Origin of the sequence: Staphylococcus sp. FSL W8-0774, assembly GCF_038006785.1 — a bacterium.
In the GTDB taxonomy this organism is placed as follows: Bacteria; Bacillota; Bacilli; order Staphylococcales; family Staphylococcaceae; genus Staphylococcus; species Staphylococcus pasteuri.
Map to the genome: position 1 here is coordinate 1,530,682 of NZ_JBBOVW010000001.1, position 21,705 is coordinate 1,552,386.

Genomic DNA, 21,705 nt, shown 5'->3' on the forward strand with positions numbered 1-21,705 from the left:
ACTATACAAGCTTTTAAATAAAATTACAAGCGATTTGCGAATATTTGTTCGTGTTATTTTATAAAACACACAAACAAAAACGAACAAACGTACTATAAAATAGTACAGAAACTAATATAATTTTATTGTTCTAGCCATTTTAATAATTTTATTAATGCATAATTTTGACTTCTGCTTCTTAATAAATTTCTATTTTGAGACATTTTAAATGATTCAATATCTAATTTATCATCATTGAGGATACCCAAATAAACATCTTTTTCATTATGCAATAAAGTAATACCCTTCTCTGTTTTAAATAAATCTTTTACATATTTAGCAGTCATATATAATTGTTCATTTATATCTAGTTCATGATCAACAAATTGTGGTGAATCTGGTAATGCGCCTTTTAATTGATCTTCTGTATCTTCATTTTTTAGACGTGTATATAATGCTCCATTGGTAACACCATCATAAATTGAAAATGTACTATTCATGTGATTCATTACAGCCGCTTCTAATGTTGTATCGTCTGAACCATAATAATATTCGCCAATGCGATTTAATACTTCTTCTTTTATTGGTTGAATTAAATCTCGACATTGCTGTTGGGTTTCAGCATTTGCTGTTAATCTGATATATACTTCATGAGAACCAGCTAGTGGCGCAATAGTAGGATTTGTTTGCTTATCAATTAAATCCATTAAGATTGTTTCTACTTTAGATTCGCCAATGCCAGCAAATTTAAGTTGTTCTGAAAAAATAACTTTATCATCATCAAGAATATATGGTAGTAATTCATTTTTAGCCATAGGTTTCATTTCTTTTGGCGGTCCGGGTAATAATACTACCTTTTTACCTTCATTTTCAACTAACATACCTGGTGCCATTCCATTTCTATTAGGAAGAACAATTGAATCTTCTATTACTAATGCTTGCTGTTTATTATTAGGTGTCATTTCTTGACCTTGGTCTTCAAAATAACTTTTAATATAATCTAATGAGGCTTCATCAGTAACTAAATCTTTGTTTAAAACTTTTGCGACTGTATGTTTCGTTAAGTCATCTTTTGTAGGTCCTAAGCCGCCTGTCAGAACAAGCATGTCAAAACGTTCTAAACCTTGACGAATAATATATTCTAAACGCTCTGGGTTGTCACCAATAACTGTATGTTCTACAACATTTTTTCCAACACCATTAAATAATTTAGACAAATATTGTCCATTAGTATTTGCAATTTGTCCTAACAGTAGTTCTGATCCAACAGCTATAATCGAAATATTCATAACACATTACTCCCCTTTAATTCTCGAATGTATTCAATATCACTATTATAAACGTTTATAATAGTAAAATCTAAGAATGAGGATTCCACATCAAACAAGATACTGAATCTGTTGTAAAATATAAAAAAACGAGTTGAAACGATACCATTTCAACTCGTTAATTATTTAATGTTTAAATACATCTCTGCCTTTGTAGAAGTATTCAATACCAGAAAGAATTGTAAAGAATACACCGATATATAATAAAACTTGTCCAATTGGGAAACCAATCCAAGTTGCTAATGGATCACCTAATAAAATCCAAATAATAGCAACCATTGTTACTGCAGTTTTAATTTTACCTAGTTGCCCTGCAGCACTTACAAAGCCTTGTTCAATTTGTAGTAATCTAAGACCTGTAACTGCAAATTCTCGTGCAATTATTATAATTGCTACAACAGAGTTAGTTAAATCTAATTGAACTAATACAATCAATGCACTAGCAACTAATAATTTATCAGCTAAAGGATCTAAAAATTTACCCATATTAGTTACTAACTGCCATTTACGTGCTAAATATCCATCGGCAAAATCACTTAATGATGCAATAAGGAAAATAATTGCTCCGATAAATAGTTCTATTTTTATATCATATCCGCCTAAAAATGACATTTTCCCAAAACCAAAATTAACTAAAGCAAATAAGATAAACACTGGTATAAGTATAACTCTGAATACCGTAATCTGATTCGGTATATTCATTTTTCAACCTCATTTCTTAATACATTTTTCTTTAAAATAATAATACTGCTAAAATCCATAAAGCTAATGTTACTAATGTAACTAAAACAATAATAGCTGCAACTTGCAATGGTTCCATAGATTTACTTCGATAAGGAGGCGCTTCTTTATTAGCGAACGAAGTTATCATGTCGTCTAATTGAATATGATGTTGGGGTATTTCATCTTGATGTGCTTGGATTAGTTGGTTGGGTTCAATATTAACAACATTGGCATACTTTCGAATGAAACCTTCAGCATAATTACTATTAGGTAATTGATTAAATTCATTGTTTTCTATTTGTTCTAGTGTATGACGTTTAAGTTGCGTTCGTTGCTCCAATTCATTAAGAGTCATTCCTAATCTTTCACGTCTACCTTTTAATACTTCGCCTATCGTTTTCAAAAATATGCCTCCTTAAATCCTATTCAAAAAATCCAAATCCTCCACCAAATGGATCACCAAAATCTAAATTATTTTTACTTTTAGTTTGAGCTGTTTGTTTCTTCATTTCTTCATATTGAATTTCCTGATCTTTATTTTCACGTAATTCAATAATATAGTCAAAATCATCCATGCTATAGTCACATGATTCAACAAATAAATCTGGATGCTCCACTACTTTCACTGAAGGAAGTGTCATTATCTCTCTAACTAAATCTTGGTGTTTCGTATTAGATTCTCGAGCTGTAACTGCTCCGTCTATAATATAAACATGGTTCGAATCATATTCGCCTTTAATTAATGAACTTCTAACTGTTTGTTTAATTAATGTTGAGCTGATAAATAACCATCGTTTATGGGCACAAACACTACCTGCAACGATTGATTCCGTTTTACCAACTCGTGGCATACCACGAATTCCGATTAATTTATGTCCTTCTTCTTTGAATAATTCTGCTAAGAAGTCAACAAGTAAACCTAAATCTTCACGTTCAAAACGAAATGTCTTTTTATCATCGGCATCCTGTTCGATATAACGACCGTGTCTAACAGCTAATCTGTCTCGCAATTCAGGTACACGTAATTTAGTTATATCGATTTCATTAATTTCTTTAACGATTTGTTCGAATCGTTGAAATTTTTCTAATTTATCAGTTTTAATTAATAATCCACGTTTACCTTGATCAACGCCATTAATAGTAACGATACTAATGCCTAACATCCCTAATAAACTCGAAACGTCTCCTAACAAACCAGCACGATTCATTGTAATTTCGTATTCTAGATACCATTCTTTTCTTCTCTCAGCCACTGACACGAGAATCCACCCCTTGTTTAAACACAACTATAAAATAGACTATACTTTGATTAATAATACTCACATTATAACATCGAATTCAATATCATGTACTACAAAGTTCATGCAAAAATTTGGAGCTTACAAGTAGTTATTACAAATACCAACCACCGTTAACTTTTTGAATGGTGCCAGTAATACTTTTAGCCATAGGATGATATAAATATGAACAAGCATAAGCTATTTCATTAGGTGCAATCATACGGTGTTGAGGAAGTTCATCTAAAATTTGGTTGAGTTCATCTTCAGACCATTTGTCACTCATATTACCTGATACAAAACCTGGCGTAATTGCATTAACAGTCACTGATGTTTGTGATAATTCTTGACTTAATGATTTTACGAACCCTAGCTGAGCACTTTTCATTGTCGCATAAATTGTTTCCATACTCGCACCAGTTTCTCCCCAAATTGAAGAAATAACAATGATTCTTCCATTTTCACTTTGTCTCAATGTATCTACAAAATAACGACTTATTCTGATGAGTTGGTGGACGTGAATCTGATAAGTCATGTCAATTTGTTCATCAGTCATGTCTTGAAGCATACCGTATAATGCATTTCCTGCAGCATAAATAATACAATCAAGTTGCTGAATATGCCCAAATAAATGGTCTAAATTAACATTACCTGATAAATCGCATTGAATTAAATTAACTTTTTTATTTTGATACTGTGCCTTTAATTGGGTCTCATCGGACGTGTTAAATTGTAGATCGACTTCATATCCATCAATTAATAATTGTTCAACAATTGCTGTTCCTATTGAACCTGAACCACCTAATACTAGAGCTCTCATTATGGTTTAATCTCCAAGCGACTATCAACGATTTCATCTAAATTTAAATATAGTTGTGATGTCTCGTTGACACTTTCAAGCGTAATATTTTCAACAATATCTAACATATCAAAGACACTAACTCCTTCAAAGTATAGCTTTGCGTATTGATTCGCAATGTACTCAGGAGAATTAAGACTCGAAATAAATTCGCCGATAAATTGTTTTTTCAGTAATTCAAAAGCTTCAATATCTGAGAGATTACCTTGATTTTGTTTCAATTGATTTAAAAGCAATTGTTTTAATTGATCTGGATTAGTTGTGGCACTTGTAATTATAGAAAAACTATACGTCGGTTCTAAAACAAATTGATATCCAAATGTTTCATCAATTAAATCATTATTAAGTAATTCTTGATAAAATTCAGTCTCTTCTCCAAAAATAAGTTCATAGAAAAATGTCATTTCTAAATCACGTTGTACATATTTTTCAGGAGATTCTTCTAATGGTTGATTTTTAAATCCAAGCATCAATTTAGGGGATTGTAGTTTCATTTCTTCAGTTACAAAATGTTGATTCACAGATTGAGGTTCATCAATTTTAGCACGTTCGATTTCAGGTTGATTTGTTTTATCTCGCTGATTTTCATGTTCCTCTACAATATCAACAATATATTCTGGATCTACGTCACCTACAACAAAAAGTACCATATTAGATGGGTGGTAGAATGTTTCATAACATAAATATAAGTCATCTTTAGTAATGTCATAAATACTTTCAACACTACCCGCAATATCCACTCTAATTGGATGATTTGTATACATCGCTCTTAATGTATTAAACATTAATTTATAGCCAGGTTGTTCTTGATACATTTTGATTTCTTCTGCAATAATACCTTTTTCTTTATCTACAGTTTCTTTTGTAAAATAAGGCGTCTCAACCATAGTCAATAATCGTTTAATATTATTTTCTAAGTGATCAGTAGCACTAAATAAGTAACTTGTACGATCAAAACTTGTAAATGCATTCGCTTGTGCATTTTCTTCAGCAAAAGCAGTAAATAAATCTTCCTCTTCTTTTTCAAACAATTTATGTTCTAAAAAATGTGCTACGCCATCAGGGACTGTCACAAATTCATTCTGGCCAAGAGGTTTAAAACGACTATCTAGTGAGCCAAATTGAGTAGTATACGTTACAAATGTTTTTTGAAATCCAGGTTTAGGAATGACAAATAAACGTAAGCCATTTTGTAATTCATGTTCATAAACTTTTTCATCTATGACCTCATAGTAATGTTGTTTCACTACTCATTTCCCCCTTTCGTTAATACATAAATCGAATCTAAAACTGCTTCATTTACAAGATCTACGATATCTTTCTTAGTAACTTGATTTATGTTATTCAAAAAGTCTTCGTCAGTTTGTGGTTCATCTAACAGAATCTGATTATGTAATATTTCTATAATACTTTTGGGTCTATCTGTAGATTCGTGTCTTTGGGACGTAATGATTTTTTTAGCTAATTCAATTTTACCTTCTTCAAATTCACCTTTTTTAAATTTAGCGAACTCTTCTAAAATTGTTTGTTTAGCAACTTCATATTTATCTGCTGATACACCACTAAGCACAAATAGATAACCATTTTTACCATCAATTTGTGAATGAATAGAATAAGCTAAACTTTGTCTTTCACGTACCTCGTTAAATAGTACAGATGAAGGATCTCCGCCAAACATAATATTAAACACTATAAAAGCATAGTAATTATTTTTACCATAATGCGTTGGGAAACGATATCCTAAATTTAGCTTTGCTTGATCAACATCATCAGTCTCAACAATTGGATTCGGTATGTTGCTAGCATTTTCTAATTGTTTATTATCATTTGAAGTTGTCTCAAAAATAAATGGCTCAATATTAAATTTAGTATTGATTTGGTCAATAACTTGTTGTTGATTAACATTACCTACAACATAAACAGCACAATAATCATTTTGAATCATTGATTGATATGTATTATATAAGGAATTTGGAGTCACTTTAGATATTTGTTCAATTTGACCTGTTGCTAAATATTGATAAGCTTCATTTTCAAACATATTTTCTAACAATTTTAAGAATGAATATTGCGCTTTATTATCAATCATAGCTTCTATTTTTTTACTAAGTAGTGATTTTTCTTGTTTAACAAATTTTTCGTCAAATTGTTGATTATGTATTAATGGATTCCATATTAATTCATTTAATAAATCTAACCCTTGTTCAAATAATGGGGTTTGGTCTTTGAGATAGCGTTCATTTACGATTTCAAGGGAAATTGTAATAACATGTTTATCTTTAAATTTAGAAACAAAACTATTCACATAAGCGCCATAAAGTTCAGACAATCGACGATTCAAAGCCTTATCGTCTTGCCACTTTTGAGAAGCTCTTACTAGTACTTTACTAAGCACTGATCGTTCAGTAATTGTTTCATAATCAAGTGGTACCATAAATTTAAATGTTATCGTTGTAGTTTTAAATTTTTCAGTTGGCATCACATGAATATGTCTATTTTTATTATTTTGCTTTTCTTTATGCAACTACTTTACCTCCAATGACTTTATCATTATTTTTCTTTTGTAATTCTAAATTTCACTAAACTACTTTTCATATAATTTAAAGAATATAAAATCGGATTCTTTTCTTCATCATAATGTGTTACTTTGAGTAACATTAATCCTTCATGTGGTGAGGCATTAAGTAATTCTGATATATGAGGTTCATAATTAACCGCTTCTAAATCAGTTTCTGCATAAGTTACTATATGACCTGTTGCATCTTTAATTGCATTTAACATTGAACCATTACTTTCTTGGTAACCCGTACATGTTAAATAGTCCTTCGCAATTTTATCTAAACAATACACAACCGGTTGGTGATTGGCAGTTTTTAATCTTTCTATAATAGTAACTGGTTGTTTTTCGCCAATTCCTAAACGTTTAGCATCTAAAATGGTTGCTGGTTGTTCATCAAAATTTAAATATTCAGTCCCAGATTTAAAACCAGCACTTTTAATCATTTCAGTTATACTAATCAATTCATTTAAGGGATAAAAGAAAGGGGGCAGTGATTTCACACTTGTACCCTCTTCAAAATTATCAACTATCATTTGTTCAGTGATAAGTTCATTTATCCCATCATAAACATCATCTGTTTTTATTTGAAGTTCACGAGCAATTGATAAATTACTTGGTAATTTACTTCCATACTCTAACTCTCCAGATTTAATTTTATTTAAAATGTATTGTTTTACTCTATATTTAGCATTCATTTCCGACATAATTACACCTCATCTTTATCAATATCAACTAAAATTTGTCTTGGTTTACTTCCCTTTTGAGGACCTATAACTTGATTTCTCTCAAGATCATCCATGAGTCTTGATGCTCGGTTATACCCAATTCTAAACTGTCTTTGTAATAAAGATGTACTTGCTTTTTGTTTTTCTATAACAAATAAGTAGGCTTCATCATATAACGCATCTTCACTTTTCATTTCTGACTTATCTACTGGTGCATCAGGTTCCATTTCTTTAACATAATTAGCTTGTTGTTGTTCCACTACATAGTTGACTACATCCTGTACTTCTTGGTCACTTAAGAATGCACCCTGTATTCTTGTTTTAGTTGAATCACCATTTCCAACGTATAGCATATCACCTTTACCTAGTAATTTTTCAGCTCCTCCAGAACCTATAATCGTTCTTGAGTCTGTTTGTGAACTTACAGCAAAGGCAATTCTTGATGGAATATTATTTTTAATTATACCAGTAATAACATCTACGGACGGTCTTTGTGTAGCAACAATTAAATGAATACCTGCTGCACGTGCCATTTGGGTGATACGTTGAATAGCATTTTCTACTTCTTTACCAGCAACCATCATTAAATCAGCTAATTCATCTACAATTACAACAATATAAGGTAATTCTGCTTGTTTTTCATCTAATTCTTTATTTTGATTTCTAATATATTGATTATATCCTTCTATATTTCTTGTAGAAGAATGTTGGAATAAATCATAACGTCTTTCCATTTCCGCTACAATCTTTTCTAAAGCTTGTGCCGCTTTATGTGGGTTAGTTACAACTGGTATTAATAAATGCGGAATACCATTGTACACATTTAATTCTACCATTTTAGGATCAATCAACATAAGTTTAACTTCATGTGGCTTAGCATTTAATAACAAACTAGTAATTATTCCATTAATGCAAACAGACTTACCACTTCCGGTAGAACCCGCAACTAATAAATGGGGCATTTCGTTTAATTGAATAGTAATTGGATCTCCTGAGATATCTCTACCCAATCCGACTTCTAATTTATCATTAGAAGGGAATTTTTCTTCTAATACTTCTTTCAATGCAACTAAAGAGATCTTATCATTTGGCACTTCAATACCTACAGCTGAACGTCCTGGTATAGGTGCTTCAATACGTACATCCTTTGCAGCTAAAGCTAAAGCAATATCATTATGCAAATTAACGATTTTATTTACTTTCACTCCTTGTGCTGGTTGAACTTCATATTGTGTAACGGCTGGTCCGATTTTAATTTGAGTAACTTTTGCATCAACACCGAAGTTTTTCATTGTAGATTCTAAAACTTGACCTTTACGTTTAACTTCTACTTTTGACGTTGATTGTTTCTGAGCTGGTTGCTTTAATAATGATAATGGCGGTACTACATAAGAAACATTCATTTCTTCTCCAGCTTCAGAAATAGAATTTTCATTTTGGCTATCATCATTTTCATTATTTGTTGATTGAGTTTGATGTTCTATTTCAGAACGATCATTATTCGTCTGTTGTTCTTTATTGCTTGGTGTATTGTCATTTGCTTCATGATCAAATAATCGTTTTTTACGTTTTGGTTGTACTGTCTCTTTCTCAGAATCACTATGACCATATATAGGTATATCACTGTCTTGTTGTACTTCTGGTAAATCTGTAACGTCTTTAACTACATCATTTTCTTGTGAACGATGGCGCTTTTCGATTCTTTCTGCTTTATTTTTGGCTTTTTCTTCTTTTTTAGATTTATTATTTTGTCGGTTTTCTTTTAAATTTTGAGAAGCTGATACTGTAGTAGTTTTTATACCTTCTAATATTTTTTTAGATACATCACGATGTCTTAAGTTTAATAGCAAAATAATGCTTGATGCTAAAAGTAAAATCGTAATAATGATAACACCGACAATAGAAATGAGCGGAATACAAATTTCTAGTAAATAATAGCCAATCAATCCGCCACCAAAATTTGGAAAATGATTATGTTCATATGATTTATAAACATAAGACAATACTGGTTCTCTTTCAGAAACGATACCTTTACTAAAGTGATAATATAGCTGAGCTATAAATAGTAATGCAAATTGTAATGTAATTGAACCTACTGTTCTTCTTGTTTTAGGTATTTTCTTAGAATATGTGATAAAACCTGTTGCTAATAAAATTAAAATATATGTTAAATATCGACTCATTCCGACAAAATAATTAAAGAAACTATCAATCATTCGTCCTATGATGCCTAATTGAAAAGCACCTAAAATGATTAAAATAACCACAACGATAGCAATAATATATCTTAATGGACTCTCAGTTTGCTTTTTCTTTGTGGTTGTTTTCTTTCTAGTTGTATTTGTTTTTTTCTTTGTCGGCGATTTTTTCTTTGCTTGTGGCAAATTGGTACACCTTCTTTTTATAATCTTTCATATGTATAATAAATAACTTTTGTGCCAATAATTTAAGGCTTTTTTAATAAGATGAAAGAGGCAAGGACACTTACACTCATAATAGAAACATTTCGTAAAATAAAGAATGTATTCGAATCATTCCTTATACTTACAATAGTCTATTGAAGTTCAAAGTCATATATTTCAAATGACTAAAAACAATGTGAGTATGTCCCAACCTCTTTAAATTATATTTATAATGATTATATTTCTGAAATGACTGGAATAATCATTGGACGACGTTTAGTACTTTCGAAAAGTAATTTGCTAATTTTGTCTCTCATATTTTGTTTAATATCTGACCATTCAATACGTTTTTCTTGTAATCCTGCTTCAACGATTTCACGTACTTTTTCTTCAGCTTCTTTTAATAAGTCTTCGCTTTCTCTAACGTAAACAAAACCTCTTGATTGTATTTCAGGTCCCGCTGCAATTCTGCGATTTTTAGGATCAAGTGTAACTACTGCAATAAAGATTCCGTCTTCAGCTAATAAATGGCGATCTCTTAATACAATATTACCTACATCACCGACGCCGATACCATCGATTAATATATTACCTGAAGGTACTTTTTCATTTAATACCATATTTGTACCGTCATAATTAATAACATCACCTTTTTCAACAAGGAAAATCTTTTCAGGTGCAACACCTGCTTCAGCTGCTAATTTAGCATGCGCAATTTGCATTTTAAATTCACCTTGAACAGGTATAAAGTATTCTGGTTTCATAATATTAATCATCATTTTTAGTTCTTCCATACATCCATGACTTGATGCATGAATCTTTTTATTATTAGGAATAATATGTGCACCTGCACGTACTAATTCATTTAATGTATTAGCGATAATAACTTCCATATTAGCTGATGCTGTAATTGCTAAAAATACTGAATCACCTTTTTCGATGTTCATAATTTTATGTTTTTGTTGAGCCATTTGACTTAATGCTTCTACAGGTTCACCTTGCATACCTGTTGCAATAATAATGACTTCATTTTTAGGATAATTTTCAACTTCGCTAATTGGAATAAGTAAATCTTTCGGAATATCAAAATAACCCATTTTACGTGCAATATTAAATGAACTTTCTAGTGAACGTCCTAAGAAAGATACTTTACGATTTAATTGGCTCGCAATATTTAATACTTGTTGTATTCTTATAAAGTTTGAAGCATAGCATGATACAATAAGACGTCCATTTACTTTAGCAAATGCATCGTACATGTGATGTTCAATCACGTTTTCAGGTGTATTGTATCCTGGTTTTTCAGCTTCAGTAGAGTCACTGATTAAAGCAAAGACTCCTTCTTCTCCAATTTCAGCCATACGTTTAAAGTCTGGTGAGTATTGTCCACTTAAACTTTGATCAAATTTGAATTCACCTGTGTATACAATTGAACCATAAGATGTGTGAATACAGATACCTAAACTATCGGGGATACTATGTGTTGTATTAAAAAAACTAATATTCACATTTTTAAAACGCATAACTGATTCATGGTTAACTGAATAGTAACGAACTTTTTTATTAATATTACGTGATTTCATACTCTCTTTAACAAGGGCAATTGTTAATTTAGACCCGTAAACAGGAGCATCAACTTGTTCTAATATATAACTTACGGCACCCATTGCATGTTCATGTCCATGTGTTAGGAAAATGCCTTTTAATTTTTCTTTATTTTCAATGACATATTGAATGTCTGGAATTACGATATCTACGCCTAACATTTCATCTTCTGGAAACATTAAACCAGCATCAAGCATAAACATCTCATCGTCTACTTCAACGATATACATATTTTTCGCAATTTCTCCTACACCACCAAGTGGTATGATGCGAATGTCTTTATTTTTTTTCTTTATTAAACTCAAAATGTTACCTCCTATATTTTATCCCCGTCCATATATAAACTCACCATTTATTATAAGTTAAAATGGGCTTGATGTACACTATTAATCAATGTCATCACTGCTTTAATATAAAAGGTTAGCGAAATATAAAAAGATTGGAACCCTTTATAAAGATTCCAATCATTTAAACAATATTATTTTTCGTTTATAGCTTTATGTGAAGCGTTGACACGACCTTGTTTGTCAATTTCAGTTACTTTAACTTCAATTGTGTCTCCAATTTTCAACACGTCTTCTACTTTATTAATACGTTCAGTAGAAATTTGTGAGATGTGTAATAACGCATCTTTACCTGGGAATAATTCAACGAAAGCGCCGTATTTTTCAATACGTTTAACTTTAGCATTGTATACTTGACCAACTTCAGCTTCACGAGTAATTTCTTCAATTATTTCACGTGCACGATTAATCATTTCTTGATCTACTGCACCAATAAATATTTGACCGTCTTGTTCGATATCAAGTTTAACGCCTGTTTCATCAATAATTTCATTGATTTTTTTACCGCCTGGTCCAATGACATCTCTAATTTTTGATGGGTTAATATTCATTGTAACAACTTTAGGTGCATAGGCACTTAGTTCATTTCTAGGTTGATCAATAGTTTGTAACATATGATCCATAATAGCTAAACGACCTTGACGCGCTTGTTCTAAAGCTTCTTCAATCACTTCACGAGTTAAACCGTCAATTTTAATGTCCATTTGGATAGCAGTAATACCTTCTTTAGTACCTGCAACTTTAAAGTCCATGTCACCTAAAGCATCTTCCATACCTTGAATATCCGTTAAAATAGTATAACTATCTTCACGAGTAACAAGTCCCATAGCAATACCGGCAACTGGTGCTTTAATTGGCACACCTGCATCCATTAAAGCTAATGTTGAACCACAAATAGACGCTTGTGAAGATGAACCATTAGATTCTAATACTTCACTTACGATTCTTACTGTATAAGGGAAATCTGAAGTATCAGGTATGATGTGCTTAAGTGCTCTTTCACCTAATGCACCGTGACCAATTTCACGACGTCCTGGTGCTCTTACTGGACCCGTTTCACCAACTGAGAAGTTAGGGAAATTATAGTGATGCATAAAACGTTTTTCTTCTTCTGGTCCTAGGCCATCAATTAATTGATAATCTCCTAAAGCACCTAATGTTAATACTGACAATGCTTGTGTTTGTCCACGAGTGAATAAACCAGATCCATGTGCTCTAGGTAAAAGACCAACTTCAGATTCTAATGGACGAATTTCATCAGGTTTACGACCATCAGGACGAATTTTTTCGTCTGCGATTAAACGTCTTACTTCTTCTTTAACCAAATCATTTAAGATTGCATAAACTTCTTTAATTAAAGTTTCATTATCAGGATCTTCTTCATCGATAAATTCAGCAACAATGTCTTCTTTTAATGCATCTAAATTAATGTCACGTTGTTGTTTATCAAATGTTAATACAGTGTCTTTTAAACCTTTTTCTTCTGTTAAAGATTTAACCTTTTCAACAAGTGCTTCATCTCTTTCAATTGGAATAAATTCTTGTTTTTCAGGTTGAATATGGTCAATAATTTCTTGTTGGAATGCAACTAAGCGTTTAATTTCATCATGACCAAAGAAGATTGCCTCAAGCATTTCGCTTTCAGTAATTTCGCTAGCACCCGCTTCAACCATGTTAACAGCGTCTTTATGACCTGCAACTTCTAGGTCTAAACGTGATACTTCTTTCTCTGCAACAGTTGGATTGATAACATATTTTCCGTCAACATAACCCACATTTACACCAGCGATTGGTCCTTGGAATGGAATATCAGAAACACTTAATGCCATAGATGAACCTATCATTGCAGCCATTTCAGGTGAGCAATCTGGGTCTGCACTAAGTACAATGTTCATAATTTGCACATCATGTTTGTAACCTTTAGGGAATAATGGACGAATTGGTCTATCAATTAAACGTGCAGTTAAAGTTGCATCATCACCTGGACGTCCTTCTCTCTTTTTAAATCCTCCAGGAATTTTACCTGCAGCATACATTTTTTCTTCATAATTAACTGTTAATGGGAAAAAGTCACCATCACGTGGCTCTTTAGAAGCAGTTGCAGTTGATAATACAACTGTATCACCATAACGAACTAAAACAGCACCATTAGCTTGTTTGGCTAACTGTCCTGTTTCAATTGTTAATGATCTGCCAGCCCATTCAGTTTTAAAAACTTTCTTCTCTTGAGACATTATGAATCTCCTCTCTAAATTCTATTACTTATATCATATCACTTATTACTTTCAATTTATATTAGTTCTTATTTGTTAGAGAATAAAAAAAGGAAAGTACCAATCGAATGGTGCTTTCCTAATTTATTATTAAGATTAACGACGGATACCTAATGATTTAATTAATTCACGGTAACGTTGAATATCTTTACCACGTAAGTAGTTTAATAAATGTCTACGACGACCTACCATTTTTAATAATCCACGACGTGAATGGTGGTCTTTTTTGTGCTCACGTAAATGCTCGTTTAAAGCTGAGATTTCAGCAGTTAAGACAGCGATTTGTACTTCTGGAGATCCAGTGTCTGCTTCGTGAGTACGGTATTCTTTAATTAATTCATTTTTACGTTCTTGTGAAATTGCCATTATCAATTTCCTCCTTTATTGTATATACACCTTTATCCGAGTTAGGCGTCGGAGTCTCGACCTACTAAGAAAAAGGTTGTGGTTAAAACGAATCAACTCGTTTTAATCAACTTTATATATTATATGATACATCATCACCGAAATCAACTGATAATAAATATTTTGCACGCGCTTTATCATCATTCATTTGTTCAACCAATGGATCTATACCATCAAATTTTATTTCCGGTCTTAAGAAATGATGCCAATAAACAACTACACGTTCACCGTAAATATTTTCATCGAAATCGAAAATATTTACTTCGATAACTACTTCGGCTTTAGCTGGGTCATGGAAAGTTGGTTTAACACCTACATTAGCAACTCCACGGAACAGCTTTTGTTCTGCTCCGATTTCCATACTTACAGCGTATACACCTTTTTTTGGTAATAAGTAATCATCGCTAGGATGAACATTTGCAGTTGGAAAACCAATAGTACGGCCTCGTTTTTCACCTTGAACTACAGTACCTTTGATTTTATATAAGTAACCCAATTCTTCATTGGCTTTTTGTAGTTCTCCATTTTGCAATGCTTCTCTAATAGCAGTCGTTGATATTTTTTCTTCGCCTAGTTCTTGTCTACCAACTATAGTAGTGTTAAAGTCTTCTACCTCATTTAACACTGACATGTTACCTTTACCGAATTTTCCAAATGTAAAATCAAATCCTGCAATAACTTCTTTAACATTATTTTTAATAATATATTCTTCTATAAATTCTTCAGAAGTAACATTAGCAAATCTAGATGAAAAATTGATGACAATACAGTAATCAACACCATGTGCTTCAATCATGTCAATTTTATCAGAAAGTGGTGTTAAATAAGTTGTTCTTTTACGTTCTGGATTTAACACAACTGATGGATGCGGATCAAAGGTCATAACTGCTTTTTTCAATCCGTGTGATTGCGCTTGTTCATCTAAAGTTTGAAAAACTTTATCGTGCCCTTTATGCATACCATCAAAGAAACCAAACGCCATCGCAACGTTTTCATTTATTCTTTGATTTTCTTGAATTGGATGGGTAATTTCTATCACTTTCATAATAAATCTCCTTTAATTAAATACTTTTTTAGGTTTTAATTCTCCTGGTTTATCTGGATGTATGATATATATAGCCAACACTTTTTGTGATGCATTATCTACAAATACAAATTGATCATCATTAATGTTTTCGAACTGCTTTTTATAAAATTTTTGTCCGTTTAGGATGCGTTGTTTGATTTGATCATCTGTAACCATTTGTTGTGGTAAACCTTTCAAACCATATTCTATAGGAAACAATTTATCTTGTAACGAATCATGCTCATGCAAATTTTTAATATCTTCTAATGACAAACTTTGTTCTAAATTAAAGCCTCCAGATTCAATACGAGTTAATAATGACATATGAGCAGGATACCCTAGTTTAGCACCTATATCAGTAGCTAGTGTTCGTATATATGTTCCTTTACCACAACTAACTGCTATATCAAAGTGACATTCTTCCCCATCAAAACGTAATGGTGATGTACGTTTAATAATTTTTATAGTGGCTTGTCTTATTGGTCTTTCAACCGTTTCATTATTACGTGCATATTCATATAATCTTTTGCCGTTAACTTTAACGGATGAGTACATAGGTGGAATCTGTTCAATTGTACCTTCGAATTGTTTAATAACATGATCTACTTGTTGTTCAGTCAAATCAGTTTCAGTAATTGATTTATGTTCAACTGTTTCTCCTGTCTGGTCTTCTGTAGTTGTACTTCTTCCAATGGTTACTGTTGCTTCATATGCTTTCCCCATCTCCATAACATAATCGCTTACACGAGTAGCCGGTCCTACACAAATAGGCAATACGCCTGATACTTCAGGATCTAATGTTCCAGTATGACCTATTTTTTTAGTATTAAGTATTTTTCTTAACTTAAATACTACATCATGGCTAGTTAAGCCTCTTTCTTTAAATACTGGTAATATACCGTTATACATGGTTTCACACCTTTTTAATTATCAATATTAATATCCCTGGCTATTATACCACTACTAATTAGTAATATGATTTGTTTGATAGATAATTAAAATCTATTCAGTCATTTTATATGTATTTAGCCTGAGAAAAAAGTTTCCCAGGCTAAGTGTTGTCATACTATATTTATTTATCTTGTTTGTGTAAATCTTGAATCATTCGTTCGATTTTATTTCCGTATTCAATGGATTCATCATATTCAAATGATAATTCTGGAATGATACGTAATCTCATACGTGATCCAAGCTCAGATTTGATAAAGCCTTTAGCTTTTTCTAATGCTTTAAATGTGTTGTCGACTTCTTTTTTATCGCCTAAAACTGTTAAATAAACTTTTCCTTGAGATAAATCATTTGTTAATTCAACATCAGTAATTGTGATAAAACCAACACGTGGGTCTTTCACTTTATTGTTAACGATATCCATGATTTCTTTTTTCATTTGTTCGCCAACACGTTCTGCTCTCATATTGCTCATCTTTGTCACCCTTTCTAAATTTTTCTTTAGTTAAAATAAGAGGTGAGATCAAGGCAATTTTCTTTTCAGAAACTTAACGTTGTTTCAAAAAGTGTCGCCAGTCTCAACCTCGAATAAATCATTAGTATAAATTATCTTTTAATTTCAACCATTTCAAACGCTTCAATAATGTCGCCTTCTTTTAGGTCATTGTATTTTTCAATTGTAATACCACATTCATAACCTTGAGCAACTTCTTTAGCATCGTCTTTAAAACGTTTTAGTGTATCTAATTCACCTTCAAATTGTACGATACCATCACGGATAACACGTACACCTGCATTACGTGTAATCTTACCGTCAGTAACATAACTACCTGCAATTGTACCAACTTTAGATACTTTAAATGTTTGACGTACTTCTGCTTGTCCAATCACTTGTTCTTCAAATTCAGGATCAAGTAAACCTTTCATTGCTGATTCAATTTCTTCGATAACGTTATAGATAACGCGATGTAAACGCATATCTACATTATCAGCTTCAGCAGCACGTTTTGCTCCTGAATCAGGACGAACGTTAAATCCGATGATAATACCATTTGATGCATTGGCTAATGTTACGTCTGATTCATTAATCGCACCTACAGCAGTGTGAATGATACGTACGTTTACACCTTCAACATCAATTTTCATTAATGATGCAGCTAATGCTTCAACAGAACCTTGAACGTCACCTTTAATAATCACGTTTAAGTCTTTCATTTCACCTTGTTTCATTTGTTCAAACAAGTTATCTAAAGTAACATTTTTACTTTCTTGACGTTGTTGGATAACACTTTCTTCATGACGTGCTTCACCAATACGACGAGCTTGTTTTTCGTCTTTAAATACTACAAAGCGATCGCCTGCTTGAGGTACATCGTTAATACCAGTAATTTCAACTGGAGTTGATGGACCAGCAGTTTTAATACGTTGTCCTAAATCATTTACCATAGCACGAATACGTCCATACGTATTACCAACTACGATAGAATCACCTTGGTGTAATGTACCGTTTTGTACTAATAGTGATGCAGCTGGACCACGTGATTTATCTAATTCTGCTTCAATTACTGTACCTACAGCTTGTTTTTCTGGGTTAGCTTTTAATTCTTGTACTTCTGCTACTAAACCAATCATTTCTAATAAATTATCGATACCATCACCGCTTAAAGCTGAAAGTGGTACAAAGATAGTATCGCCACCCCAGTCTTCAGGAATTAAACCATATTCTGTTAATTCTTGCATAACACGGTCTGGATTTGATGTTGGTTTGTCAATTTTATTAACTGCTACAATTGTTGGAACATTGGCTTCTTTCGCATGGTTAATTGCTTCAATAGTTTGAGGCATAACACCATCATCAGCAGCTACTACTAAAATTGTAATATCTGTCACTTGAGCACCACGTGCACGCATAGTAGTGAAAGCTGCGTGTCCTGGTGTATCAAGGAAAGTGATTTTTTTACCTTCATTTTCAATTTGATAAGCACCAATATGTTGAGTGATACCGCCAGCTTCACCTGCTGTTACTTTAGTGTGACGAATTGAGTCTAGTAATGTTGTTTTACCGTGGTCAACGTGTCCCATGATTGTCACTACTGCTGGACGCTCAATTGCATCTGGATCTTCTGATTCATCATCGAAATAAATTGATAAGTCTTCTTCTTCAATAACAACTTCTTCTTCGATTTCAACACCATAGTCATCTGCAATTAACTCTAATGTCTCTTGATCTAATGATTGATTAATATTTGCAACAATACCTAATAAGAATAATTTTTTAACAATACCTGAAGATTCAACATTTAACTTATCAGCTAATTCGCCAACTGTAATACCTTCTTGGTACGTAATTTTTGATGGCATTTCTTTAGGTTCTGCTTGTTGTTGGTTGTTTTGTTTTTGGTTGTTCTTTTTATTGTTTTTATTATTTTTGTTATTCTTATTATTTTTCTTATTATTGTTGTTATTTTGATTATTTTGGTTGTTTTGTTGTTTACCTTTGTTGTTTTTATTCTGACCACTTTGATTATTTGATTTATTATTATTTTGTTTCTGATTGTTTTGTTGTTTGTTTTCAGATTTTTTGTGATTATTTTGAGTATTTTTAGTGTTTTCTTTGCTTTGTTCTGGCTTGAACTTTTTGTCTAAAGCTTTAATTTGGTCGTCTTCTAAAGCTTGCATGTGATTTGACACTTCAACGTTCATACTCTTTAATTCATCTATAATCTCTTTACTCTTTAGATTTAATTCTTTCGCATATTCGTAAATTCTTTGTTTACTCATATAATCACTCCTCACGATATTCATCTATCATAGATAGCAATTTTTTGGCAAAACCTTGATCAGTTAAACCTACGTTTACCCTCTCACCTTTACCAATAGCTATCCCTAACTCTTCTCTAGTTCCAAATACCCTTAATGGCACTTTATAACTCGAAGTTTTATTTTGTATTAATTTCATAGTGTTAGGAGAAGCATCATTAGCTAATATAACTAATTTAATATTGCCTTTTTGCATATCATTGACAATAACTGATTCACCCGTTTTCACTTTGCCCGCTCTCATTGCAAGCCCTAAAAAATTAAATATCTTCTCATTCATTATTTTGGAATCTCTTCTCTATAAATTAAACGAATAACCTCTTTATAAACAGGTTCTAATTGTTCTTTTGAAGCTTTAAAATATTTTTCTAAAACTTCTTTTTGTTGTGCATTTTCTACTAATTGTACATCTTTAGAAACATAAGCACCTCGTCCTTGTTTCTTACCAGTAGCGTCAGCAAAAATTTCGCCTTCTTTATTGATCACAACTCTAATCATATCTTTTTTAGGATGCATTTCATTCGATATGATACATTTACGCATTGGAATTTTTTTCTTTTTCATGTTACATCATCACTCCAACCTATTTTTCTGTATCTTTATCTTCAACAGAAACGTCATCTGTTTCTTCTAATTCTTCATCTGTCTCAGCAGCTAATTCTGCAGTTGTTAAATTAGATTCTTCTAAATTCACATCATCAAATTCAACATCTTCGTCACCTGTATTGACTACTTCGTCCGCAATAGGTTCAGTTTCAATAACAGGATAAATACCCGCTTCACGTGCATCGCTTTCAGATTTGATATCAATTTTCCATCCAGTCAGTTTAGCAGCTAAACGTGCATTTTGACCACGTTTACCAATAGCTAATGACAATTGATAATCTGGAACGACAACAACTGTTGATTGATTTTCTTCATCAACAATGACTTCTAATACTTGTGATGGACTTAATGCATTTCTTACAAATACTTTAGGGTCTTCATTCCATTGAACGATATCAATTTTTTCTCCACCTAGTTCTTCAACAACCGCTTCTACACGTGCACCTTTAGAACCTACACATGCACCAACTGCATCGATATCAGGATTTTCAGAATAAACACTGATTTTAGAGCGATCGCCAGCTTCACGTGCAACAGATTTAACAATAACTGTACCGTCAAAGATTTCAGGTACTTCTTGTTCAAATAAACGTTTTAGTAAACCTGGATGGCTTCTTGAAACATAAATTTGAGGTCCTTTAGTTGTCTGTTCAACTTTATTAACAAATACTTTGATTCGTTCGTTTGGAATGTAACTTTCATTAGGACTTCTTTCAGCCTCAGATAATACTGCTTCAATACGGCCTAAATTTACGTATACATATCTATGATCAACACGATCAATAACACCTGTTAAAATGTCTTCTTCTTTGTCGATAAATTCATCATAAAGAATTTCTCTTTCAGCATCTCTTAAGCGTTGCATAACAGCCTGTTTTGCAGCTTGAGCACCTACGCGTCCGAAATCTTGAGGTGTTACGTCTTCTTCGTAAATGTCACCAATTTCATATGCTGGATTTTTAACTAATGCTGTACTAATATCCACTTCTTCTCTGTCATCGAATACTTCTTCAACAACTTCTTTTCTTGCTATAACTTTGAAAGTACCTTCATCCATGTTTAACTCTACTCTCACGTTTCTAGCACTATCATAGTTTTTCTTATATGCTGTAATTAAAGCTGCTTCAATTGCATCAATTAAAACTTCTCTAGGAATTTTCTTTTCCTTTTCTAAATATTCAATAGCTAATAATAATTCATTACTTGACACGATTTTTCCTCCTCACCACGTTAAAGCATTACTGCGTGACGTGCTTTTGCAATTTTATTGCGTGGTATTTCTATCGTTTTAGTTTTAGATTTTTCTTTAACTTCTATTAGTATAATATCCTCTTTGACATCTTTTAAAATACCTAACCATTCTTTTTCTTTTTCAATAGGTGCATAAAGTGATACAAAGATAGGATGTGTAATTGCATCTTTAAGTGCTTTTTCATTTTTAATAGGTCTTTCAGCACCTGGAGAAGCAACATCAAGGTAATACATTTCAGGTATAGGATCGTTTTCATCCATTGCTTCGCTGATTTTTTCAGATGCTAACGTACAATCATTTAAATCAACGCCACCATCTTTATCTATAGAAATTCTTAAAAAATGATCTTTACCTTCTTTAACATACTCAATTTCAACTAGTTCAAAGTTAAGGTCATCTAATACGGGTTGAATAATAGGTTCTACTTGTTCAGCTATTTTACTCATACAGGCCTCCCTTTTAGGCAAATAGAAAAGAGCGGGTATATGCCCACTCTTTTGCCTGAGTTACTAATTTTTTAAGCAAGATAAGTA

Annotated in this window: 20 protein-coding genes; all 20 read right to left on the minus strand. The window is 32.1% G+C overall.

Annotated elements, in window-relative coordinates; genetic code table 11:
* Nucleotides 1–122 precede the first annotated feature (122 nt).
* A complete protein-coding gene (locus NSQ15_RS07455; RefSeq protein ID WP_070451326.1) occupies nucleotides 123–1,268 on the minus strand; it encodes a CinA family nicotinamide mononucleotide deamidase-related protein in 1,146 nt (381 codons plus the stop codon).
* Between the two features lie 165 nt (nucleotides 1,269–1,433).
* Nucleotides 1,434–2,009: a CDP-diacylglycerol--glycerol-3-phosphate 3-phosphatidyltransferase gene (gene pgsA, locus NSQ15_RS07460; RefSeq protein WP_070451327.1), complete on the minus strand. Its 576-nt coding sequence runs from the start codon at nucleotides 2,007–2,009 to the stop codon at nucleotides 1,434–1,436.
* Between the two features lie 31 nt (nucleotides 2,010–2,040).
* Nucleotides 2,041–2,433 carry a helix-turn-helix domain-containing protein gene (locus NSQ15_RS07465; RefSeq protein ID WP_017638353.1) on the minus strand — a complete coding sequence of 131 codons (393 nt, stop codon included), beginning with the start codon at nucleotides 2,431–2,433 and terminating at the stop codon, nucleotides 2,041–2,043.
* A gap of 19 nt (nucleotides 2,434–2,452) precedes the next feature.
* Nucleotides 2,453–3,289, minus strand: a complete 837-nt coding sequence (locus NSQ15_RS07470; RefSeq protein WP_017638354.1) for a YmfK family protein — start codon at nucleotides 3,287–3,289, stop codon at nucleotides 2,453–2,455.
* 133 nt (nucleotides 3,290–3,422) lie between these two features.
* Nucleotides 3,423–4,127: an elongation factor P 5-aminopentanone reductase gene (ymfI, locus tag NSQ15_RS07475; RefSeq protein ID WP_017638355.1), complete on the minus strand. Its 705-nt coding sequence runs from the start codon at nucleotides 4,125–4,127 to the stop codon at nucleotides 3,423–3,425.
* Entirely contained in the window at nucleotides 4,127–5,413 is a 1,287-nt protein-coding gene (yfmH, locus tag NSQ15_RS07480; RefSeq protein ID WP_070451329.1) for an EF-P 5-aminopentanol modification-associated protein YfmH, read from the minus strand. The genes ymfI and yfmH overlap by 1 nt, the downstream gene beginning before the upstream one ends.
* Nucleotides 5,413–6,690 (minus strand): EF-P 5-aminopentanol modification-associated protein YfmF, encoded by a 1,278-nt coding sequence (gene yfmF / locus NSQ15_RS07485; RefSeq protein ID WP_445684185.1) that lies wholly within the window; start codon nucleotides 6,688–6,690, stop codon nucleotides 5,413–5,415. The genes yfmH and yfmF overlap by 1 nt, the downstream gene beginning before the upstream one ends.
* A gap of 26 nt (nucleotides 6,691–6,716) precedes the next feature.
* Nucleotides 6,717–7,430: a GntR family transcriptional regulator gene (locus tag NSQ15_RS07490; RefSeq protein WP_217193865.1), complete on the minus strand. Its 714-nt coding sequence runs from the start codon at nucleotides 7,428–7,430 to the stop codon at nucleotides 6,717–6,719.
* Nucleotides 7,431–7,432: 2 nt separating this feature from the next.
* The gene (locus NSQ15_RS07495; RefSeq protein WP_217193864.1) at nucleotides 7,433–9,835 is read right to left on the minus strand and encodes a DNA translocase FtsK; all 2,403 of its coding nucleotides are present in this window, start codon (nucleotides 9,833–9,835) and stop codon (nucleotides 7,433–7,435) included.
* Nucleotides 9,836–10,089: 254 nt separating this feature from the next.
* Nucleotides 10,090–11,763, minus strand: coding sequence for a ribonuclease J2 (gene rnjB / locus NSQ15_RS07500; protein WP_046466618.1), 1,674 nt, complete (start codon nucleotides 11,761–11,763; stop codon nucleotides 10,090–10,092).
* Nucleotides 11,764–11,936: 173 nt separating this feature from the next.
* The gene (gene pnp, locus NSQ15_RS07505) at nucleotides 11,937–14,036 is read right to left on the minus strand and encodes a polyribonucleotide nucleotidyltransferase (RefSeq protein ID WP_017638361.1); all 2,100 of its coding nucleotides are present in this window, start codon (nucleotides 14,034–14,036) and stop codon (nucleotides 11,937–11,939) included.
* A gap of 135 nt (nucleotides 14,037–14,171) precedes the next feature.
* Complete coding sequence (rpsO, locus tag NSQ15_RS07510; protein ID WP_017638362.1) at nucleotides 14,172–14,441, minus strand: 30S ribosomal protein S15; 270 nt, start codon at nucleotides 14,439–14,441, stop codon at nucleotides 14,172–14,174.
* A gap of 112 nt (nucleotides 14,442–14,553) precedes the next feature.
* Complete coding sequence (gene ribF, locus NSQ15_RS07515) at nucleotides 14,554–15,525, minus strand: riboflavin biosynthesis protein RibF (protein ID WP_029055438.1); 972 nt, start codon at nucleotides 15,523–15,525, stop codon at nucleotides 14,554–14,556.
* Between the two features lie 12 nt (nucleotides 15,526–15,537).
* Complete coding sequence (gene truB / locus NSQ15_RS07520; RefSeq protein WP_029055439.1) at nucleotides 15,538–16,455, minus strand: tRNA pseudouridine(55) synthase TruB; 918 nt, start codon at nucleotides 16,453–16,455, stop codon at nucleotides 15,538–15,540.
* A 163-nt stretch (nucleotides 16,456–16,618) separates the two neighbouring features.
* Complete coding sequence (gene rbfA / locus NSQ15_RS07525) at nucleotides 16,619–16,969, minus strand: 30S ribosome-binding factor RbfA (protein WP_017638365.1); 351 nt, start codon at nucleotides 16,967–16,969, stop codon at nucleotides 16,619–16,621.
* A 131-nt stretch (nucleotides 16,970–17,100) separates the two neighbouring features.
* Nucleotides 17,101–19,275: a translation initiation factor IF-2 gene (infB, locus tag NSQ15_RS07530; protein WP_046466616.1), complete on the minus strand. Its 2,175-nt coding sequence runs from the start codon at nucleotides 19,273–19,275 to the stop codon at nucleotides 17,101–17,103.
* A 4-nt stretch (nucleotides 19,276–19,279) separates the two neighbouring features.
* Complete coding sequence (locus NSQ15_RS07535; RefSeq protein ID WP_017638367.1) at nucleotides 19,280–19,594, minus strand: L7Ae/L30e/S12e/Gadd45 family ribosomal protein; 315 nt, start codon at nucleotides 19,592–19,594, stop codon at nucleotides 19,280–19,282.
* Entirely contained in the window at nucleotides 19,594–19,878 is a 285-nt protein-coding gene (gene rnpM, locus NSQ15_RS07540; RefSeq protein WP_017638368.1) for an RNase P modulator RnpM, read from the minus strand. Before rnpM ends, NSQ15_RS07535 begins: the two co-directional genes overlap by 1 nt.
* 19 nt (nucleotides 19,879–19,897) lie before the next feature.
* Nucleotides 19,898–21,130 carry a transcription termination factor NusA gene (nusA, locus tag NSQ15_RS07545; protein WP_340747064.1) on the minus strand — a complete coding sequence of 411 codons (1,233 nt, stop codon included), beginning with the start codon at nucleotides 21,128–21,130 and terminating at the stop codon, nucleotides 19,898–19,900.
* Nucleotides 21,131–21,150: 20 nt separating this feature from the next.
* The gene (gene rimP / locus NSQ15_RS07550) at nucleotides 21,151–21,618 is read right to left on the minus strand and encodes a ribosome maturation factor RimP (RefSeq protein WP_017638370.1); all 468 of its coding nucleotides are present in this window, start codon (nucleotides 21,616–21,618) and stop codon (nucleotides 21,151–21,153) included.
* Nucleotides 21,619–21,705: the final 87 nt, after the last annotated feature.

Bases quoted from the DNA above. Each gene is read 5' to 3' on its own strand.
- rimP (WP_017638370.1), bottom strand. From the start codon at position 21,618: ATGAGTAAAATAGCTGAACAAGTAGAACCTATTATTCAACCCGTATTA.
- rpsO (WP_017638362.1), bottom strand. From the start codon at position 14,441: ATGGCAATTTCACAAGAACGTAAAAATGAATTAATTAAAGAATACCGT.
- ymfI (WP_017638355.1), bottom strand. From the start codon at position 4,127: ATGAGAGCTCTAGTATTAGGTGGTTCAGGTTCAATAGGAACAGCAATT.
- ribF (WP_029055438.1), bottom strand. From the start codon at position 15,525: ATGAAAGTGATAGAAATTACCCATCCAATTCAAGAAAATCAAAGAATA.
- NSQ15_RS07535 (WP_017638367.1), bottom strand. From the start codon at position 19,594: ATGAATGAGAAGATATTTAATTTTTTAGGGCTTGCAATGAGAGCGGGC.
- NSQ15_RS07455 (WP_070451326.1), bottom strand. From the start codon at position 1,268: ATGAATATTTCGATTATAGCTGTTGGATCAGAACTACTGTTAGGACAA.
- NSQ15_RS07490 (WP_217193865.1), bottom strand. From the start codon at position 7,430: ATGTCGGAAATGAATGCTAAATATAGAGTAAAACAATACATTTTAAAT.
- pnp (WP_017638361.1), bottom strand. From the start codon at position 14,036: ATGTCTCAAGAGAAGAAAGTTTTTAAAACTGAATGGGCTGGCAGATCA.
- truB (WP_029055439.1), bottom strand. From the start codon at position 16,455: ATGTATAACGGTATATTACCAGTATTTAAAGAAAGAGGCTTAACTAGC.
- rnpM (WP_017638368.1), bottom strand. From the start codon at position 19,878: ATGAAAAAGAAAAAAATTCCAATGCGTAAATGTATCATATCGAATGAA.
- rbfA (WP_017638365.1), bottom strand. From the start codon at position 16,969: ATGAGCAATATGAGAGCAGAACGTGTTGGCGAACAAATGAAAAAAGAA.
- pgsA (WP_070451327.1), bottom strand. From the start codon at position 2,009: ATGAATATACCGAATCAGATTACGGTATTCAGAGTTATACTTATACCA.
- infB (WP_046466616.1), bottom strand. From the start codon at position 19,275: ATGAGTAAACAAAGAATTTACGAATATGCGAAAGAATTAAATCTAAAG.